The sequence below is a fragment of the Atopomonas sediminilitoris genome, assembly GCF_022601735.1.
GTDB classification, from domain to species: Bacteria; Pseudomonadota; Gammaproteobacteria; order Pseudomonadales; family Pseudomonadaceae; genus Atopomonas; species Atopomonas sediminilitoris.
In genome coordinates, this window is record NZ_JAKUMM010000007.1 from 247,783 (window position 1) to 265,830 (window position 18,048).

Sequence of the window (18,048 nt, forward strand, 5' to 3'; positions counted from 1 at the left end):
CGATTGATTTGTTGTGAGTTCGCCATGTCCCGCCTACTTGTCCTGTTGCTGCTTGGTCTGTTCAACCTAAGTGGCCACGCCAATCTGTTCGATAACCGCCCGAGCAGCCTGCTAGGCGCCCCGGCGAATAACCAAGCGGACTTTTTACCGGTCGACCAAGCTTTTCAGGTTGAGCTGTACCGCCAGAGCGACACCCGCCTGACCTTGCGCTTTATCAATGCCGACGCCTACTACCTGTACCGGCACCGCTTTAACTTCAGCACCAACAACACCCAGGTCACGCTCGGCACGCCTGCGCTACCCGCAGGCCAAGCCAAAACCGACGAATACTTCGGTGATGTCGAGGTCTACTACGGCATCACCGACGTCAGCATGACGGTCAGCAACCCCGACCAACTGCCCTTTACCCTCAACGTGAGCTATCAAGGCTGCGCCGACAAAGGCTTGTGCTACCCACCTGAAACCAAGCGCTTTGACATCAGCCAGAGCAGCGCCGCCCCGATCACCAGCAACACCCGTAATACAAGCGCAAGCGAGCCAGCCAGCCCACTCTGGCAAGGCGTGCTTCTGGCTTTCTTAGCAGGTCTCGGCCTGACCTTTACTCCATGCGTGCTGCCGATGCTGCCGATTTTGTCGGGCGTGGTCTTGCGCGGTCATCCATCTCGCCTGCGCGGCTTAGCCCTGAGCACCGCTTACGTGTTACCCATGGCTATGTGCTTTGCCGTACTGGGCGCACTGATGGGCAGCTTTGGTGCCGAGCTAAACCTGCAAGCCCGCCTGCAATCGCCGTGGGTGCTGATTCCTTTTGCCCTGTTTTTCGCCCTGTTCGCTATCGCCATGTTTGGCGTTTTTGAGCTACGCCTGCCGGCCTTTATTCGCGAACCCCTGGACCGCCAAGCCAGTCATGCGCGCGGCGGCTCGCTGCTTGGCGCGGCGACGCTGGGCGTTCTATCCAGTCTATTGGTCTCACCCTGCGTCACCGCACCAATGGCTGGGCTGCTGCTGTACATCTCCCTCAGTGGCGACGCCTTAGGCGGCGCCCTGCAACTGTTTGCCCTCGGCCTAGGCATGGGCGTGCCCTTGCTGGTGGTCGGCGCCGGCGGCAGTGCCTTGCTACCCAAGAGTGGCGCGTGGATGGTCGCCGTGCGCAATGTGTTTGGCGTCATGCTGCTGGCGGTCGCGATTTGGTTGTTGGAGCGCTTGCTACCAGGCCCAGCGGCGCTGGCGCTGTGGGGCCTACTCGCCGCTGGCGTCGCGCTGTTTTTAGGCGCGTTGGAATTTGGCGCTAAAAATGCCCGGCAAAAACTGGCGCAGCTACTCGGCCTCGCCCTGCTGGTGTACGCCCTCGCCAGCTGGATTGGCGCCCTGCAAGGCGCCAGCGACCCGCTGCGCCCGCTAGCACCAAGCCATACATCGCTTGATACCCCCAGCGCCAGCCAAGGCCAGTGGCAAACCATCACCACTGCCAAGGAGCTAACAACTGCGCTAAAGCGCGCCAGCGACCAGCAACAAGCTGTGCTGCTGGACTGGTACGCCGACTGGTGCATCAGTTGCAAAATCATCGAACGCGAGGTGCTTGAGCACCCCGAGATCGCTCCCCGCCTCGCCACCCTGCTGCTACTGCGCTTGGATTTGACCGACAACACCGCCGAACAACGACAATTGCTGGCCCAACACCAGCTGTTTGGCCCGCCGGCGCTGCAATTCTTTGATGCCCAAGGTGACGAGCTGCGCGACTTACGCGTCATCGGAGAAATCGAGCGCGCAGCCTTTGCTCGTCTGCTGGATCGCCGTGAGGCAGGCCTGTAACACCCCGTCCATTATTCGCCTGCTATTCTGTGGCCAACAGCCGCCAACGGCTTGCATCTCGCAGAGATATAGACAGGAACTTGCGTGCTTAGGCATAGTCCACCCTTGCCCACCGCAACGCACAAGAATAAGGCGATACCCATGGCGACCTTGCTGGTCTTGCACGGCCCTAACCTCAATTTACTCGGCACCCGCGAACCCGGCGTTTATGGTGCCGACACGCTCGAGAGCATCAATCAAGGCTTAGAACAGCGTGCGCGCGAAGCCGGCCACCACCTGCTCAGCCTGCAAAGCAATGCCGAGTACGAGCTGATCGAGCGCATCCATGCCGCCCGTGGCGAAGGTGTCGACTTCATCATCATTAATCCAGCCGCTTTTACACATACCAGCGTCGCCTTACGTGACGCATTGCTGGCAGTGAGCATCCCATTCATCGAAGTGCACCTTTCCAACGTGCACAAACGAGAAGCTTTCCGGCATCACTCCTATTTCTCTGATGTAGCAGTAGGGGTGATCTGCGGCCTAGGCGCCATGGGCTATCAGCTGGCACTAGATGCCGCCTTGAATCAACTGCAACGCACCTGAGACCTTTAGGAGTGCACCATTTATGGATATTCGCAAAGTCAAAAAACTGATCGAACTGCTGGAAGAATCCGGTATCGATGAGCTGGAAATTCACGAAGGCGAAGAGTCTGTGCGCATCAGCCGTCACAGCAAACAAGTTGCTGCGCCGGTCTACGCGGCCGCTCCAGCACCAGCGCCGATTGCTGCCGCTCCGGCTGCCCCTGCCGCCGCCCCAGCTGCCAGCAGCGAAGCCGCCAAACCGGCCTACAACGGCCAAGCGGTACGCTCACCGATGGTCGGCACCTTCTATGCCGCCGCCTCGCCTGAGTCGCCAAACTTCGTCCAAGTTGGCCAAACCGTAAACAAAGGCGACGTGCTGTGCATTGTTGAAGCCATGAAGATGATGAACCACATCGAAGCCGATCGTAGCGGCGTGGTCGAAGCAGTTCTGGCAGAGAACGGCCAACCCGTTGAATTTGATCAGCCACTGTTCAGCATCGTCTGATCGCCCGCTAAGGAGGCCTGCGATGCTGCAAAAAGTATTGATCGCAAACCGTGGGGAAATTGCCCTGCGTATCTTGCGTGCCTGCCGTGAGCTAGGCATCAAGACCGTGGCGGTGCACTCCACCGCCGACCGTGACCTCATGCACCTGCACTTGGCCGATGAGTCGGTTTGCATTGGCCCGGCTGCTGCCGGCCAGTCTTATTTGAGCATCCCCTCAATCATCGCCGCTGCCGAAGTAACCGGTGCTGACGCCATCCACCCAGGCTACGGCTTTCTGGCAGAAAACGCCGACTTCGCCGAGCAAGTCGAGCGTTCAGGCTTTGCCTTCATCGGCCCCACCGCCGATGTGATTCGCCTGATGGGCGACAAGGTTTCCGCCAAAGACGCGATGAAAAAAGCCGGCGTACCGACCGTACCAGGCTCCGACGGCCCCTTACCGGAAGATGAGCAGCAAGCGCTGCAAATCGCCCGCGAAGTTGGCTACCCGGTGATCATCAAAGCCGCTGGCGGTGGCGGTGGTCGCGGCATGCGCGTGGTGCACAAAGAGGAAGACCTGATCAAATCGGCCAAGCTGACCCGCACCGAAGCCGGTGCCGCGTTCGGCAACCCGATGGTGTATCTGGAGAAGTTCCTCGGCAATCCGCGTCACGTCGAAATCCAAATATTGGCCGACGGCCAAGGCCATGCCATTCACTTAGGCGATCGCGACTGCTCGCTGCAGCGCCGTCACCAAAAAGTGTTGGAAGAAGCCCCCGCGCCACACATCGACGAACAAGCCCGTCAAGCCGTGGCTGATAGCTGCGTGCGCGCTTGTATCGAAATTGGTTATCGCGGCGCCGGCACGTTCGAGTTTCTCTATGAAGATGGCAACTTCTACTTCATCGAGATGAACACCCGCGTGCAGGTTGAGCATCCCGTCAGCGAAATGGTCACCGGTATCGACATCGTTAAAGAGCAGCTGCACATCGCCGCTGGCTTGCCGTTGGCCATTCGCCAACAAGACGTAGTCATCCGTGGGCATGCGCTGGAGTGCCGCATCAACGCCGAAGACCCCGAACGCTTTATGCCCAGCCCCGGCAAGGTGAACCATTTCCACGCCCCGGGCGGTAACGGCGTACGCGTCGATTCGCACCTGTACAGCGGCTACACCGTACCGCCGCACTACGACTCGCTGATCGGCAAACTGATCACCTACGGCGCCACACGCGACGAAGCCATGGCGCGGATGCGTAATGCGCTGGACGAAATCGTCGTCGACGGCATCAAAACCAACATCCCACTGCACCGCGACCTTGTGCGTGATGCAGGCTTCAACAAAGGTGGCGTCAACATTCACTACCTTGAAAAGAAGCTGGGCATGGATAAGCACTAAGCTGCAAGGCCACTGCGCCTCGCGCTATCATGTGCCCCCCACAGGGAGCGACCACGGTCGCTCCCTTGTTTTTTCAACGTTAAAACGGCCGCCTTGCCCTGCAACGCGCAGCCGGTAAAGGATCAACCGCATGTCTTGGTTACAACTGCGCCTCGCCATCACCCCCGAGCAAGCTGAGTCTTGTGAAGACTTTTTGCTGGAGCTCGGCGCAGTGTCAGTGACCTTTATGGACGCCCAAGACCAACCGATTTACGAGCCCGACTTAGGCACCACGCCACTATGGAGCCAAACCCACTTGCTCGCCTTGTTCGAAGCGGACACCGACGCCAAAGCCCTGCAAGCGCAACTCACCCTGCGGCTCCAACCGCTGCCTGAGCTGCACATTGAAGTACTGGAAGATCAAGACTGGGAACGCAGCTGGATGGATAATTTCCACCCAATGCGCTTTGGCCAACGCTTGTGGATTGTGCCCAGCTGGCACAGCGCGCCCGAGCCCGATGCGGTCAATTTGCTGCTCGATCCAGGCCTAGCCTTTGGCACCGGCACCCACCCCACCACAGCACTGTGTTTGGAATGGCTCGACGGGCAAGACTTGGCCGACAAAACCCTGATCGACTTTGGCTGCGGCTCTGGGATTCTCGCCATCGCCGGCTTGCTGCTTGGCGCCCAGCACGCCATCGGCACCGACATCGATACTCAAGCCCTAGAGGCCTCGCGCGATAACGCCCAGCGCAACCAGATCGCCGATGCGCAATTTGACCTCTACTTGCCGCCGGATATGCCCACCGTGCAAGCCCCCGTCGTGGTGGCCAATATTCTCGCGGGGCCGTTAGTGCAATTAGCCGACACCCTGACGGCACTGGTAGCCGCCGGCGGCAAGATCGCACTCTCTGGGATTCTCGCCGAACAAGCCGACGAAGTGCGGGCTGCCTACAGCCAGCAGTTTGAATTAGACCCCACCGCTGAAAAAGACGGCTGGGTTCGCATCAGCGGCGTGCGCCGCCCCCTGTAATGACGCCGCCGATTAGGTAGACTAGCCGGCGCACGCCGCGCCCTGCGCACCTTTTCGGCTACGGATCGCCCATGAACGACACCTTTATTACACAATGCCCCCACTGCCAGACTAGCTTTCGGGTCAAGCCCGCCCAGCTAGAGGTTGCCCGTGGCGCGGTGCGTTGTGGTGCCTGTTTAAAGGTGTTTAAAGCCGCGCAGCATCGTGTAGGCGACTTACCTACGCCTGCGCCGGCCAGCCCGTCCGCCGCCCCCACGGCAACACCCGTTGCAACACCCACTTCAACACCCGCCGCCGCGCGCCCTGCCGCAGCCAGCCCTGCGCCAGCTAAACCGCCGACCGCGCCTGCCAGCCATAGCAGCGCCAGCAATGCGCCGACACCGCCTAAGCCGCCTGCGCCTAAACCCGCCGCGCCAGCGACTGCAGCCGCCAAGCCTAGTGTCAACGCACCGAGCAGCCTGTCGACTAGCGCCAACACAGCCGTACCGAGCAAACCCAGCCGCGACACCAGCGCGCTGGATGACTCCTTGTTGATTCATGATGACCTCGACCTTAGCGACCTCGACCTCGACGAAGAAATCGCCAAGCTTGAGGCGCAAGAACAAGCCATCTCGCAAGAGTTTCTCAACCTCAGTAGCGCCCCGCCGCCCGCTAAACAGCTGCTCGGCGATGACGTGGATAGCTCAGACGATGACGAGCGCTGGGCCGAAGCCTTGCTGCGCGCCGAAGAAGAACAAGCCAAACCCAGCGTAGGCACGACGCCCAGCGGCTTACGCCAAGCGCCAAAAGTCACTGTCAACGACAAACCCAGCACCCGCGAAGCGGTGCAACGTCTGCAAGTGGAACAAGCGCAGCAAGTGTTTGCCAGCAAGGCTCCCAGCGGCGTGCGCAAACCTGCTGCCAGCTTGCGCGCCGAACGCGATGATGCGCACGACGAGGTTGAAGAAATCACCCTCAACGCGGTGCCCGCCGCATCGTCCGCCAAGCAATCCACACGCAGCGAGCCATCGCTCAAAAGCGAAGCCTTGTTCGACAGCCTAGACGACGAACCCTTGCAGCTCGACTGGCGCAAGCCCAAGCGCCGCTGGGGCCGCGCGATTTTTTGGGGGCTACTCAACCTCACCGCTGCCGCCGCATTGGCTGGGCAGTATGCGTGGTACAACTTCGAGTCACTGGCGCGCCAAGACCTCTGGCGCCCATGGCTAGAGCTAGCCTGCCCACATGTCGGCTGCAGTTTGCCGGCACGTATCGATCCCAGCCTGATCAAAAGCAGCAACCTGGTGGTGCGTAGCCATCCCGAGTTCACCGGTGCGCTGGTGGTTGACGCCATCCTGTATAACCGCGCCGACTACGCGCAGCCTTTTCCCATGCTGGAGCTGCGCTTTGCTGACCTGAACAATCAGCTATTGGCTAACCGCCGTTTTAAGCCCAATGAGTACCTAGGCGGCGAGCTGGCTGGGGCGAAAAGCATGCCGCCGCAGACGCCAATCCATATTTCTTTGGACATCCTCGACCCCGGCACCCAAGCGGTGAACTACAGCCTGAGCTTCTCGACGCCGGAATAAAGCACGGCACAGCAGCACTACGTCGGCATTGATCAGAAAATATCCAAATCGCGCTTTAATCAGTCACGACTCAGCGCTATCATGGCGACCCTTTTTTTGTAGTGCTCGGCCTCTTTTAGGCACGGAAAGCTCATGTCGACCGTCACCCTTGGTCCGTACACCTTAGCTAACGCGGTTATTCTGGCCCCCATGGCCGGCGTCACCGATCAGCCCTTTCGCAGCTTGTGCAAGCGCTTGGGTGCAGGGTTAGTGGTGTCGGAAATGGTTACCAGCGATGTTCGCTTGTGGAAAACCCGCAAGTCACAACTGCGCCTGCGTCACGACAACGACATCGAGCCGCGCTCAGTACAAATCGCCGGCGGTGACGCTCAAATGCTTGCCGCAGCAGCCCAAGCCAATGTGGAACTGGGCGCGCAAATCATCGACATCAACATGGGCTGTCCCGCGAAAAAAGTCTGCAACAAAGCCGCTGGCTCCGCGCTGATGCGCGATGAAGCCTTAGTTCGCGAGATTTTGCACAGCGTGGTGCAGGCCGTCTCCGTACCCGTGACGCTGAAGATGCGCACCGGCTGGGATGCCGACAACAAGAACGCCATCAATATTGCCCGCATGGCAGAAGACGCCGGCATTCAGGCGCTCGCCGTGCACGGCCGCACGCGCAACCAGCTGTACACCGGACACGCCGAGTACGACACCATTGCCGCGGTTAAACAGGCGGTCAGCATTCCCGTGTTTGCCAACGGCGATATCGACAGCCCGGAAAAGGCTCGTGCCGTGCTCGACCACACCGGCGCCGATGCCGTGATGATTGGGCGCGCCGCACAAGGTCGGCCGTGGATCTTCCGCGAGATTGCCCACTACTTGGCCCATGGCGAGCGGCTCGCCGCGCCCAGTTTGGAAGAAATTCGCAGCCTGCTCTTGGAGCACTTGGCTGCACTGCATCGCTTCTATGGTTTGACCATGGGCGCGCGCATTGCCCGCAAGCACGTGGGCTGGTATCTGGCCACGCTGCCAGGCGCCGAAACGTTCCGTCGCCAGTTCAACCAACTGGAAGACAGCAACGCGCAACAGGACAGCATCGAGCAATTTTTTGCCACATGCCAAGTACAGAACAATACGCCAGGGGTGGCCGCATGAACATGATCGAATCCATTACTGGAGCTGCCGCAGTGAGCGACAACCCGGACCTGCAACAAGTCCTGCAGGCTACAGCCACCTCGGCCGTAACCCTGCGCGACAGCGTTGAACAGGCACTACACAACTACTTTGCCCACCTTGATGGGCAAGATGTCTGCGACATGTACAACATGGTGCTCTCCGAAGTCGAAGCCCCGCTGTTGGAAGCCGTTATGCGGCACGTGCGCGGCAACCAGACCAAAGCGTCCGAAATGCTCGGCTTGAACCGTGGCACCCTGCGCAAAAAGCTCAAGCAATACGACTTGCTGTAACCCCATAACGATTAAGCGAAGGGCGGGCGACCGCCCTTCGCCGTTTCATTTAGCCCTTGATGAGTAGTGAGTAGCCTCATGACCCAAACCGCCCACCAGCCTGTTCGCCGCGCCCTGATCAGCGTCTCGGACAAGACCGGCATTCTCGAGTTTGCCCGTGAACTGACCACCCTGAACGTGGAAATCCTCTCCACCGGCGGCACCTACAAACTGCTCAAAGACAATGGCGTGGCCGCCGTTGAAGTCGCTGATTACACCGGCTTCCCAGAAATGATGGACGGCCGCGTTAAGACCCTGCACCCGAAAATCCACGGCGGCATCTTGGGCCGTCGCGGCACCGACGACGCCATCATGGCTGAGCACGGCATCAATGCCATCGACATGGTGGTGGTCAACCTCTACCCCTTCGAAGCGACCGTCGCCAAGCCCGATTGCGATCTGCCCACCGCGATTGAAAACATCGACATCGGCGGTCCAACCATGGTGCGCAGCGCGGCAAAAAACCACAAAGATGTCGCTATCGTGGTCAACGCCAGCGACTACCAAAGCATTCTCGACGAACTTAAAGCCAACAGCGGCCTGACCTACAAGACCCGCTTTGATCTGGCCCTGAAAGCCTTTGAGCACACCGCCGCCTACGACGGCATGATCGCCAACTACTTGGGCACCGTCGATCAAACCGCCGCCGAGCTGAGCACCGAAGGCCGCAACGCCTTCCCGCGTACGTTCAACAGCCAGTTCATCAAAGTGCAAGACATGCGCTACGGCGAAAACCCGCACCAAGTCGCGGCGTTCTTCGCCGAAGCCAAACCGCAGGAAGCCAGCATCGCCACCGCGAGCCAATTGCAAGGCAAAGAGCTGTCGTACAACAACGTGGCCGACACCGACGCCGCACTGGAGTGTGTCAAGAGCTTCGTCAAGCCGGCCTGCGTGATTGTTAAACACGCCAACCCCTGTGGCGTGGCGGTCGTTCCCGAAGACGAAGGCGGCATCCGCAAAGCCTACGACCTGGCCTACGCCACCGATAGCGAGTCGGCTTTTGGCGGCATCATCGCCTTCAACCGCGAACTGGACGGCGACACCGCACAAGCGATCGTTGAGCGCCAGTTTGTCGAAGTCATCATCGCCCCGAGCGTATCGACCGAAGCGCGTGCCGTCGTCGCCGCCAAAGCCAACGTGCGCCTGCTCGAATGCGGCCAATGGTCGGCGGAGCGTGTCGCTGCGTGGGACTTCAAACGCGTCAACGGTGGTCTGTTGGTGCAAAGCCGCGATAACGGCATGATCAGCGCGGCCGACCTCAAAGTGGTCACCCAGCGCGCACCGAGCGAGCAAGAAATCCACGACCTGATCTTTGCCTGGAAAGTGGCCAAATTCGTTAAGTCCAACGCCATTGTCTACGCCAAAAACCGCCAGACTGTTGGCGTGGGCGCAGGCCAAATGAGCCGTGTTAACTCCGCACGCATCGCTGCGATCAAAGCCGAACACGCCGGTCTGCCAGTGCCGGGCGCGGTGATGGCCTCTGACGCGTTCTTCCCGTTCCGCGACGGCATCGACAACGCCGCCAAAGCCGGCATCACCGCGGTGATTCAGCCGGGCGGGTCGATGCGTGATGCGGAAGTGATTGCCGCCGCCGATGAGGCCGGCATTGCCATGGTCTTCACCGGCATGCGCCACTTTAGGCACTAATTCGGTCGCCCAGCGACTGGCATCTGCGTCGTTGTTTCGGGCTGCGCCACTGCTCATTGCCACACAGGCAACTGCGCGTGCCCCAGCCCGAAACGCCTAGCATCTACCAGCCGCTGCGCAACCTCGCTACGTGCGAACGTGTGTAAAGATTTTTCGTCGGGTGTAAACCCACGTAAACGGGCCTAACGCCCGCCTCCACAGGGAGACAGTTATGAACGTATTGATTATCGGCAGCGGCGGTCGTGAGCACGCGCTGGCGTGGAAAGTCGCGCAAGACCCGCGCATCGAGACTGTGTTTGTCGCGCCCGGCAATGCCGGCACGGCGCTGGAAGCCAAATGCCAGAACGTGGCTATCGACGTGTTAGCGCTGGAGCAGCTGGCGGATTTCGCCGCTGCCAATGTGCAGCTGACTATCGTCGGCCCCGAAGCACCGCTGGTGGCTGGCGTGGTCGATCTGTTCCAGAGCCGTAACCTCGACATCTTTGGCCCCAGCGCAGCCGCGGCGCAACTCGAAGGCTCCAAGGCCTTCACCAAAGACTTCTTGGCGCGCCAGAACATCCCAACGGCGGCCTACCAAAACTTCACCGAGATTGAGCCTGCCTTGGCTTATCTCCAGCAAGTCGGTGCGCCGATCGTGGTTAAAGCCGACGGCCTGGCTGCCGGTAAAGGCGTGATCGTTGCTATGACCCTGCAAGAAGCCGAAGACGCGGTGCGCGACATGCTCGCCGGCAATGCCTTTGGCGAAGCAGGCTCGCGCGTGGTGATCGAAGAGTTCCTCGACGGCGAAGAAGCCAGCTTTATCGTCATGGTCGACGGCAAAAATGTACTGCCCATGGCCACCAGCCAAGACCACAAGCGCGTTGGCGACGGCGATAGCGGCCCCAACACCGGCGGTATGGGCGCGTACTCCCCGGCCCCAGTGGTCACCCCTGAGGTGCACCAGCGCATTATGGATGAGGTGATCTACCCCACCGTGAATGGCATGGCCGCCGAAGGCAACGTGTATACCGGCTTTCTCTACGCCGGCTTGATGATCGACAATCACGGCGCGCCTAAAGTTATCGAATTCAACTGCCGTTTTGGTGATCCGGAAACGCAACCCATCATGCTGCGCCTTGAGTCGTCGCTGGTGCTGCTGGTTGAGGCCGCATTGGCCAAGGCTCTGGACAAGATCGAAGCACAGTGGAATCCGCAGCCCAGTCTCGGTGTGGTTTTGGCTGCTGGCGGCTATCCTGCCGATTACGCCAAAGGCGCCGTGATTAATGGTCTAGACGCCGCCGCTGCCTTGCCCGGCAAGGTGTTCCACGCCGGCACAACGCTTAACGGCGACGACGTGGTCACCGCCGGCGGTCGCGTGCTATGCGCCACGGCGCTGGGCGACAGCGTCAGTCAGGCGCAGCAAAATGCCTACGCACTGTGCCAAGCCATCAACTGGGACAACAGCTTTTACCGCAGTGACATTGGCTACCGAGCCATTGCCCGCGAGCAACAATAAGCTGACTTATCGGCGATCATCCCAAGGTGATCGCCGATAAAACACTCAACCAAAGTCATCGTTTTGCAACCTGTTAGCGCCAGCGTGGAGTTGGCTATACTCTTGCTTCACTGACAGGGACACTTACTGGGACGCCACATTGCGCTTGATAAGGATTATCTCAGGACTGCTGTTTTGCCTTTCGTTACTCGGCATACCCACGACATGGGCACAGCACGGCGTTAATGAGCACGATTGGCAACTGCTGATCGATGACGGGGCGCGCCTTAACTTGGCGGATGTCACCTCGCCCATCTACAGCCAACAGTTTCACCCCGTCGACCTTAGCACCCTCACATTCCCCGCCAGCTCACGGGCGTACTGGCTGAGCACCGAGTTACCCGCCAGCAAAAGCGAGCACTTGCTGCGTATTTTCGCCCCCGACTTAGACTTCATCGACTATTACGTATTACTCGCTGGCGAGCTGCAGTTACACCGCGCCAGCGGCGCACGCTTGCCCTTTAGCGCTCGCACCATCGCAGATAAAGACTTCATTCTGCCCTTGCCTGCCGCCGAGCAACCACGCCGCGTATTGCTGCGTTTACAGTCCGAACATCCGTTACGCCCACAAATAAGCCTAAGCCCTAGCGCCAGCGCCAAAGCGCTCCGCAGTGAAAGCCTGTTATTTGGCGCACTGACCGGCGCGCTATTTATGCTCGCCTTATACAACCTGGTCCGCTTTCGCTATAGCCGCGCCAGCGCTGCGCTTTGGCTCAGCTTAGTGCACGTCGCTTTATTGCTGAACGCGCTAACCATCATGGGCTACTTAGCGCCTTGCTTTGGCGCATTCCAACCTGTGCTCATTGCGCTGTCGGACATCAGCCTACTGCTCGCCCTGCTGGTTACTTTAGTGTTTATCGGGCGTTTCTTCCGCGGCGTCTGCCCCAGCACCAGTGTCGAGCGCATGCTGTATTTAAGCAGTGCTGGCTTAGCCTTATTGCTTTGCGCTATTGGCGTACTCACGGGCACGTACTTGGGTGAGCTGGTGTATTGGCTAACCGGGCTGTGCAGCCTGTTGATCACCCTAGTCGCCCTAGTGCACTGGGTGCGCGGCTTCCGCCCTGCGCGCTTGGTAGTCGCCGGCGCCGTGCTGTTCACCACGGCCTTTCTGCTCAGCTTGCCGGCGTTGTTAGGCTACATGGCCATCAACAGCCTGATATCCACCCAGTTTTTACTGGCCTGCGCGGTGATCAGCGGTTTCTTATTCAGCATGGCCATCAGTGAGCGCCAGCAGCACTTACTCCACCTCAGCATTCACGCCGGACAAGCCGAAGCCGCCAGCTTGGCCGAAAACCGTGCCAAGGGTGAGTTTTTGGCCAAGTTGAGCCACGAAATCCGCACCCCGCTGAACGGCGTACTGGGCATGACCGAGCTACTCAACAGCACGCCTCTGTCAGCCAAACAGCGTGATTACGTGCAAACCATTCACAACGCCGGCAACGAGCTGCTGGGCTTACTCAGCGAGATTCTTGATCTCTCCAAGCTTGAAAGCCAGCAAATGGAGCTCGAAGAGGCGGCGATTGATCTGCACGTCCTGCTGCACGACTGCCTTGAGTTATATCGAAGCAAAGCCGAACAGCAGCGTGTTGAGCTGATCAGCTACATTCACCCGCAAGCCCCTGCACTGATCCAAGGTGACCCGACACGTTTACGCCAAGTCATCTGTAGCCTGTTAGAACAAGCCTTCCAAGCCACCCAAGAAGGCGAAATCATGCTGGTGGTCGCGCTGGAGCAAGACCCACTGCAGCTGCGCTTTGCCGTGCAATACAGCGGTAACCCGCCTGACCCCAGCACGCTCAAACTATTGCTGAGCACCCCCGAACAGCGCCGTGTCACGTTACTGGGCGAGCTACACCAAGGGCGCCTGGGCTTACTGATTGCCCGCGAGCTGATCGACCTCATGCACGGCCAGTTTGGTATCGAACAAGGCTCACCGCAGGGTGCTACGTTGTGGTTAAGCCTACCGTTAACCGCCGAAGCACTGGCCCACAGCCAACTGCCGGACGCCAACGCCTTAGAAGGCATTCGCATCCTCGTGGTGGATGACAACGAAACCTGTCGCAAAGTCCTCCAGCAACAATGCGCCAGCTGGGGCATGCACGTCAGCACTGCCGCCTCTGGCCGTGAAGCACTCCCCCTGCTGCGCACCCGCGCGCACTTGGGTGAAGTCTTCGATATTGTCTTGCTCGACCAAGACATGCCGGGCATGACCGGTTTACAACTGGCCACCCGCATCAAAGAAGACCCCAACCTCGAACACGACATGCTGCTGGTGATGCTCACCGGCATCACCCATGCACCGAGCAAAATACTGGCGCGCAATGCCGGCATCCGCCGCTTGCTCAGTAAGCCCGTGGCCGGCTACGTGCTCAAAGCCACGCTGGCAGAAGAGCTAGATGCCCGCCGCAAAGGCCTCGCCCCGGCCTTATTCGAGCAAGAAGCGCCAAGCGAAAGCGCACCCAAGCAGCCTGTTCCCAGTGATTTCCGCGTCTTGGTGGCCGAAGACGACAGCATCTCCACCAAGGTGATTCGCGGCATGCTCGGCAAGCTGGATATCACCCCAGACACCGCAACCAATGGCGAAGAAGCATTAGAAGCGATCAAAGCCAAACACTACGACTTGGTCTTGATGGACTGCCAAATGCCGGTGCTCGATGGCTTTAGCGCCACAGCCAAGCTGCGCGAGTGGGAACACCGTGAGCAGCGCCGCCGTACCCCTGTGGTAGCGCTGACTGCCCACATCCTCAGCGAGCACCAACAACGGGCGCGCGAAGTCGGTATGGACGGGCACATGAGCAAGCCCGTCGAGCTGTCGCAACTTAAAGAACTGATTAACTTCTGGTTGGCGCACAAACAGCAGCACAATACTCAGCCAAACTCACTGTAAGCCCATCTCACCCAAGCGCCGGTGATTGCACCGGCGCTTTTTTATTTGAGGAATCTATGCTTTCAACCCTTTTCAGCCTCTACCTCAAGATGCTGGTGCTGTACGGGCCATTCTTTGTCCTCTCATGCTTCATCAGCGTGACACCCGGCTTTAGCGATAAGGAAAAACAGCGCTTAGCATGGCGCGTCGGTTTTTCCGTGATGATTGCCAGTATCCTGCTGTACTTGTTCGGCAAGCTGATTTTTGACGCCTTTGGCATCACCATCGACGCCTTCCGCATTGGCGCGGGGACCGTGCTGTTTATTTCCGCACTGAGCATGGCGCAAGGCCGCCCAGTGGTGCAGCCCGACAGCCTCGATCAAGACCCCACCATCGTACCGCTGACCATCCCCCTGACCGTCGGCCCCGGCACCATTGGTGCCTTGATGGTCATGGGTGCCAGTCATGAAGGCTGGACCAGCAAGGGCTTAACCATTGTGGCCATCATTCTTGGCAGTCTGACCACGGCCGTGGTGCTGTATCTTTCGGCGCGCATCGAGCGCTTGCTGGGCCGCCAAGGGCTGCAGATTCTCAGCCGCCTAATGGGCTTATTTGTCTGTGCACTGGCCGCGCAGATCATCTTTACCGGAGTGCGCAACTACTTTGGCTTGGCCGGTTAATCCGCTTAACTGGCCAGAATGCTCACACCCATGCTTGCTGCCTCTGACACCACACGCCAACGCCAACGCCAACGTTAGGAATACCTAATCGATTCAAGTCATTAGCGCGTTACAGCCAAAACCATCATTTGTATTGATGGCGACTATCGAAAGCATCGCCTTCTATCGATAGTGGTGCTGCGTAAACTAGCCCTCGTCAGCAACAACCACCGCTTACGAGGAACACACCATGAACAAGCAACTGTTAACCGCCATCACCCTGATCACTCTGAGCAGCGCCGCACTGGCCCAACCCAGCGTGATTGAGCAAAGCCAACTCAGCCACCTTGCTCGCGCCAGCCAGCTACTGGCCGAAGATGGCAGTGACCGCACCCCAGGCCTGCGCATTGCCGAAGACGGTAGCGACCGCACCCAAGGTTTACGCATCGCCGAAGACGGTAGCGACCGTACTCAAGGTTTACGTATCGCCGAAGACGGCAGCGACCGCACCCCAGGCTTACGTATCGCCGAAGATGGCAGTGACCGCACCCCAGGCTTACGCATCGCCGAAGACGGTAGCGATCGCACACCGGCGCAACGTCATGCCTAACGCCGGCTAGGGCGGTACGCCAACCGCGCACCGCCCTGCCTTTTCATCATCCGCTCAGCATTAACCGCCACAACCGCTCATCGCGCCTGATCAGCCCCAGTCATAGCCCTGAGCCTTAGCAACCGCTACACTGCGCGCCCGTCCATTCTTGCGAGCAGACTGACATGTTGTTGTTTTGGTTACGCATGCTGTTGTTGTCAGCCCACTTTGTTTTAACCAGCATTATCGGCTTACTGATCGGCCTCATCCGCCCCTTTGAGCCGGACAATAGTCGTCTGTGCGCACGCCTGTATTCGTGGGGCGGCCGGATCATATTAGGCCTAGAGATTCGTACCGAAGTCGAAGCGCTGAAACAGCGCCGCAGTCCTTGCGTGTATGTTTCCAACCATCAATCCAACTACGACTTGTTTGTGATGGGCACCGTTGTGCCTTACCGCACCGTCAGCATTGGCAAAGACAGCCTCAAGTACGTGCCGTTCTTTGGCCAACTGTTTTGGTTAGCCGGCAACGTGCTGATCAAACGCGGCCATGCCACGCAAGCCAAACAAGCCATGCTGGCCTCAACCGAAGCGTTGAAAGAAAAAGACACCTCCATCTGGGTCTTTGCCGAAGGCACCCGTAACGGCGGCAACAATATGCTGCCGTTCAAAAAAGGCGCATTCCAAATGGCGATTGCCGCCGGCGTGCCGATTATTCCAATCTGCTCCAGCAGCTATCCCAAGCACATGCAACTCAAAAAGCTTAAAGCCGGTCTGATCAAGATTCGCGCACTGGCAGAAATCCCGACTAAGGGGCTGACGCTGGACGATGTACCGCGCTTGATGCAAGAGTGTTTTGAGCAGATGCAAAAAACCATTGCCCAACTTGATCGCGACGTACTCGCCGCGCGTTAATCCACGGCAATAAAAAAAAGCCCGAGGTTGCTGCCTCGGGCTTTTTTTTATGTGCGCTTACTCTGCCTTAGGTTTGCGCCGTGGCGGGGCAAAGCCATCGGAGCTACCTACCGTAGCGGGCACATCATTACGTGCCGGACGCGACTTACCGGGGCCTGACTTTTTCGCCGCCGGCTTTTTACCCGTCTTAGCACCGGCCTTGGTGCCGTCTTTATCTTTCTTCTTTTTCTTACCGCTCGCCGCTTTGCCCGACGCTTTGAGCTTTTTCGGCCCCTGATAACTGCCGCCCAGCTCTTTGATCGGCCGCTTCACGAAACGCAGTTTCAAATAGCGCTCGATGCTCGACATCAGGTTCCAGTCATTCGGGCAGATCAGCGAAATCACCAAGCCTGACGCACCCGCACGACCGGTGCGTCCGATGCGGTGCACGTACTCATCGCCTGACTGCGCCATATCGAAGTTGATCACCAGATCCAGCTCAGCCACATCCAGACCGCGCGCCGCCACATCGGTGGCTACCAGCACATTGAACTCGCCACGCTTAAAGCGCGCCATGATCAGCTTGCGCTCATCGTGCGGCTTTTCACCATGCAGCACATAGACCGTGTGCTTGCACGCACGCAGCACGCCGCCGAGGCGATCAGCTTGCGCGCGAGTATTGGTGAAGATCATCGCCTTGTTGAACTTTTCATGCGCCAGCAACCACTGCAACTGGCGTTCTTTATGCGCCACGTCATCACTGGTAACGATCTGTTGAATCACTTCTGGGTTTAATTCACGCACTGTGTGCAGGCGCAAAAACTGTGGTTCACGCAGCACTTGATCGATCACCCGGCCCATCGCTGCGCCGCCGGTGGTGGCGGAGAACAACAAGCTTTGGCGCGCGGCGCTGCAAGGGCTGACCAGCTTAAGCACATCATCCGCAAAACCCATATCGAGCATGCGATCGGCCTCATCCAAGACCAGCACTTGAATGTTATCCAGCGGCAGATTGCCCGCTTCTAAGTGCTCCAGCAGGCGACCCGGGGTGCCAATCACTACGTCCGGATTTTTCCGCAAATACGCGGCCTGCTCTTTAAACCCTTCGCCGCCGGTAATCAGCTCGGCTTTTAAAAAAGTGAACCGGGCAAAGCGGCTGAACTCACGCAATGTCTGCTGCGCCAGCTCACGGGTCGGCAGCAAAATCAATGCACGCGGCGCGGTTTGCGGCTGCTCATCGGCTTGCAAGCGCTCCAGCATGGGCAATAAAAACGCGGCCGTTTTGCCGCTACCGGTTTGCGCGGTCACGCACAGGTCTTTGCCAGCCAAAGCTGGTGGAATGGCCTGCTGTTGCACTTCGGTCGGTGTGGTGAACTTCAACGCCTCAATGGCTTTGTGCAGGCGTTCGGACAGACCAAATTCGCTAAAGGTCATGAGCTACTCAAGAAAGAAGACAATATAGCTGCGTAGTGTACCTGCTTATGCGCTGGCTTTTTCCCTCGCACGGTTAAATGGCTAAAATGCCCAGCTATTCGCACCGCTAACG

General features: G+C 59.0%; 15 protein-coding genes. 14 read left to right on the top strand and 1 reads right to left on the bottom strand.

All coding sequences use genetic code 11. The annotated features are described in order from the left end of the window. Positions 1–24: 24 nt before the first annotated feature. The 14 genes from dsbD (at position 25) to MKI83_RS12895 (ending at position 16,523) form a co-directional block, all read left to right on the top strand. Positions 25–1,809: a protein-disulfide reductase DsbD gene (gene dsbD / locus MKI83_RS12830; RefSeq protein ID WP_241586990.1), complete on the top strand. Its 1,785-nt coding sequence runs from the start codon at positions 25–27 to the stop codon at positions 1,807–1,809. Positions 1,810–1,950: 141 nt separating this feature from the next. Next, positions 1,951–2,394, top strand: a complete 444-nt coding sequence (gene aroQ, locus MKI83_RS12835; RefSeq protein WP_241586992.1) for a type II 3-dehydroquinate dehydratase — start codon at positions 1,951–1,953, stop codon at positions 2,392–2,394. Positions 2,395–2,416: 22 nt separating this feature from the next. Then, positions 2,417–2,878, top strand: coding sequence for an acetyl-CoA carboxylase biotin carboxyl carrier protein (accB, locus tag MKI83_RS12840; protein WP_241586994.1), 462 nt, complete (start codon positions 2,417–2,419; stop codon positions 2,876–2,878). 22 nt (positions 2,879–2,900) lie between these two features. Further along, a complete protein-coding gene (accC, locus tag MKI83_RS12845; protein WP_241586998.1) occupies positions 2,901–4,250 on the top strand; it encodes an acetyl-CoA carboxylase biotin carboxylase subunit in 1,350 nt (449 codons plus the stop codon). Between the two features lie 130 nt (positions 4,251–4,380). Continuing rightward, complete coding sequence (gene prmA / locus MKI83_RS12850) at positions 4,381–5,262, top strand: 50S ribosomal protein L11 methyltransferase (protein ID WP_241587000.1); 882 nt, start codon at positions 4,381–4,383, stop codon at positions 5,260–5,262. A 71-nt stretch (positions 5,263–5,333) separates the two neighbouring features. Then, positions 5,334–6,827 carry a DUF3426 domain-containing protein gene (locus MKI83_RS12855; protein WP_241587003.1) on the top strand — a complete coding sequence of 498 codons (1,494 nt, stop codon included), beginning with the start codon at positions 5,334–5,336 and terminating at the stop codon, positions 6,825–6,827. Positions 6,828–6,959: 132 nt separating this feature from the next. Then, positions 6,960–7,964, top strand: coding sequence for a tRNA dihydrouridine synthase DusB (gene dusB, locus MKI83_RS12860; RefSeq protein ID WP_241587005.1), 1,005 nt, complete (start codon positions 6,960–6,962; stop codon positions 7,962–7,964). Then, positions 7,961–8,275 (top strand): DNA-binding transcriptional regulator Fis, encoded by a 315-nt coding sequence (gene fis, locus MKI83_RS12865; protein ID WP_241587007.1) that lies wholly within the window; start codon positions 7,961–7,963, stop codon positions 8,273–8,275. Before dusB ends, fis begins: the two co-directional genes overlap by 4 nt. Positions 8,276–8,353: 78 nt before the next feature. Then, the gene (gene purH, locus MKI83_RS12870; protein WP_241587009.1) at positions 8,354–9,961 is read left to right on the top strand and encodes a bifunctional phosphoribosylaminoimidazolecarboxamide formyltransferase/IMP cyclohydrolase; all 1,608 of its coding nucleotides are present in this window, start codon (positions 8,354–8,356) and stop codon (positions 9,959–9,961) included. Positions 9,962–10,172: 211 nt separating this feature from the next. Further along, positions 10,173–11,456 carry a phosphoribosylamine--glycine ligase gene (gene purD / locus MKI83_RS12875; RefSeq protein ID WP_241587012.1) on the top strand — a complete coding sequence of 428 codons (1,284 nt, stop codon included), beginning with the start codon at positions 10,173–10,175 and terminating at the stop codon, positions 11,454–11,456. 139 nt (positions 11,457–11,595) lie between these two features. After that, a complete protein-coding gene (locus MKI83_RS12880; RefSeq protein ID WP_241587014.1) occupies positions 11,596–14,382 on the top strand; it encodes a hybrid sensor histidine kinase/response regulator in 2,787 nt (928 codons plus the stop codon). 56 nt (positions 14,383–14,438) lie between these two features. Beyond that, entirely contained in the window at positions 14,439–15,041 is a 603-nt protein-coding gene (locus tag MKI83_RS12885) for a MarC family protein (protein ID WP_241587016.1), read from the top strand. Between the two features lie 229 nt (positions 15,042–15,270). After that, positions 15,271–15,630, top strand: a complete 360-nt coding sequence (locus MKI83_RS12890; protein ID WP_241587018.1) for a heme utilization protein — start codon at positions 15,271–15,273, stop codon at positions 15,628–15,630. A 167-nt stretch (positions 15,631–15,797) separates the two neighbouring features. After that, positions 15,798–16,523: a lysophospholipid acyltransferase family protein gene (locus MKI83_RS12895; protein WP_241587075.1), complete on the top strand. Its 726-nt coding sequence runs from the start codon at positions 15,798–15,800 to the stop codon at positions 16,521–16,523. A gap of 57 nt (positions 16,524–16,580) precedes the next feature. On the opposite strand, the gene MKI83_RS12900 is transcribed toward MKI83_RS12895, so the two are convergent. Beyond that, on the bottom strand, positions 16,581–17,936 hold the full coding sequence (locus tag MKI83_RS12900) for a DEAD/DEAH box helicase (RefSeq protein ID WP_241587020.1): 1,356 nt from the start codon (positions 17,934–17,936) through the stop codon (positions 16,581–16,583). Positions 17,937–18,048 lie beyond the last annotated feature (112 nt).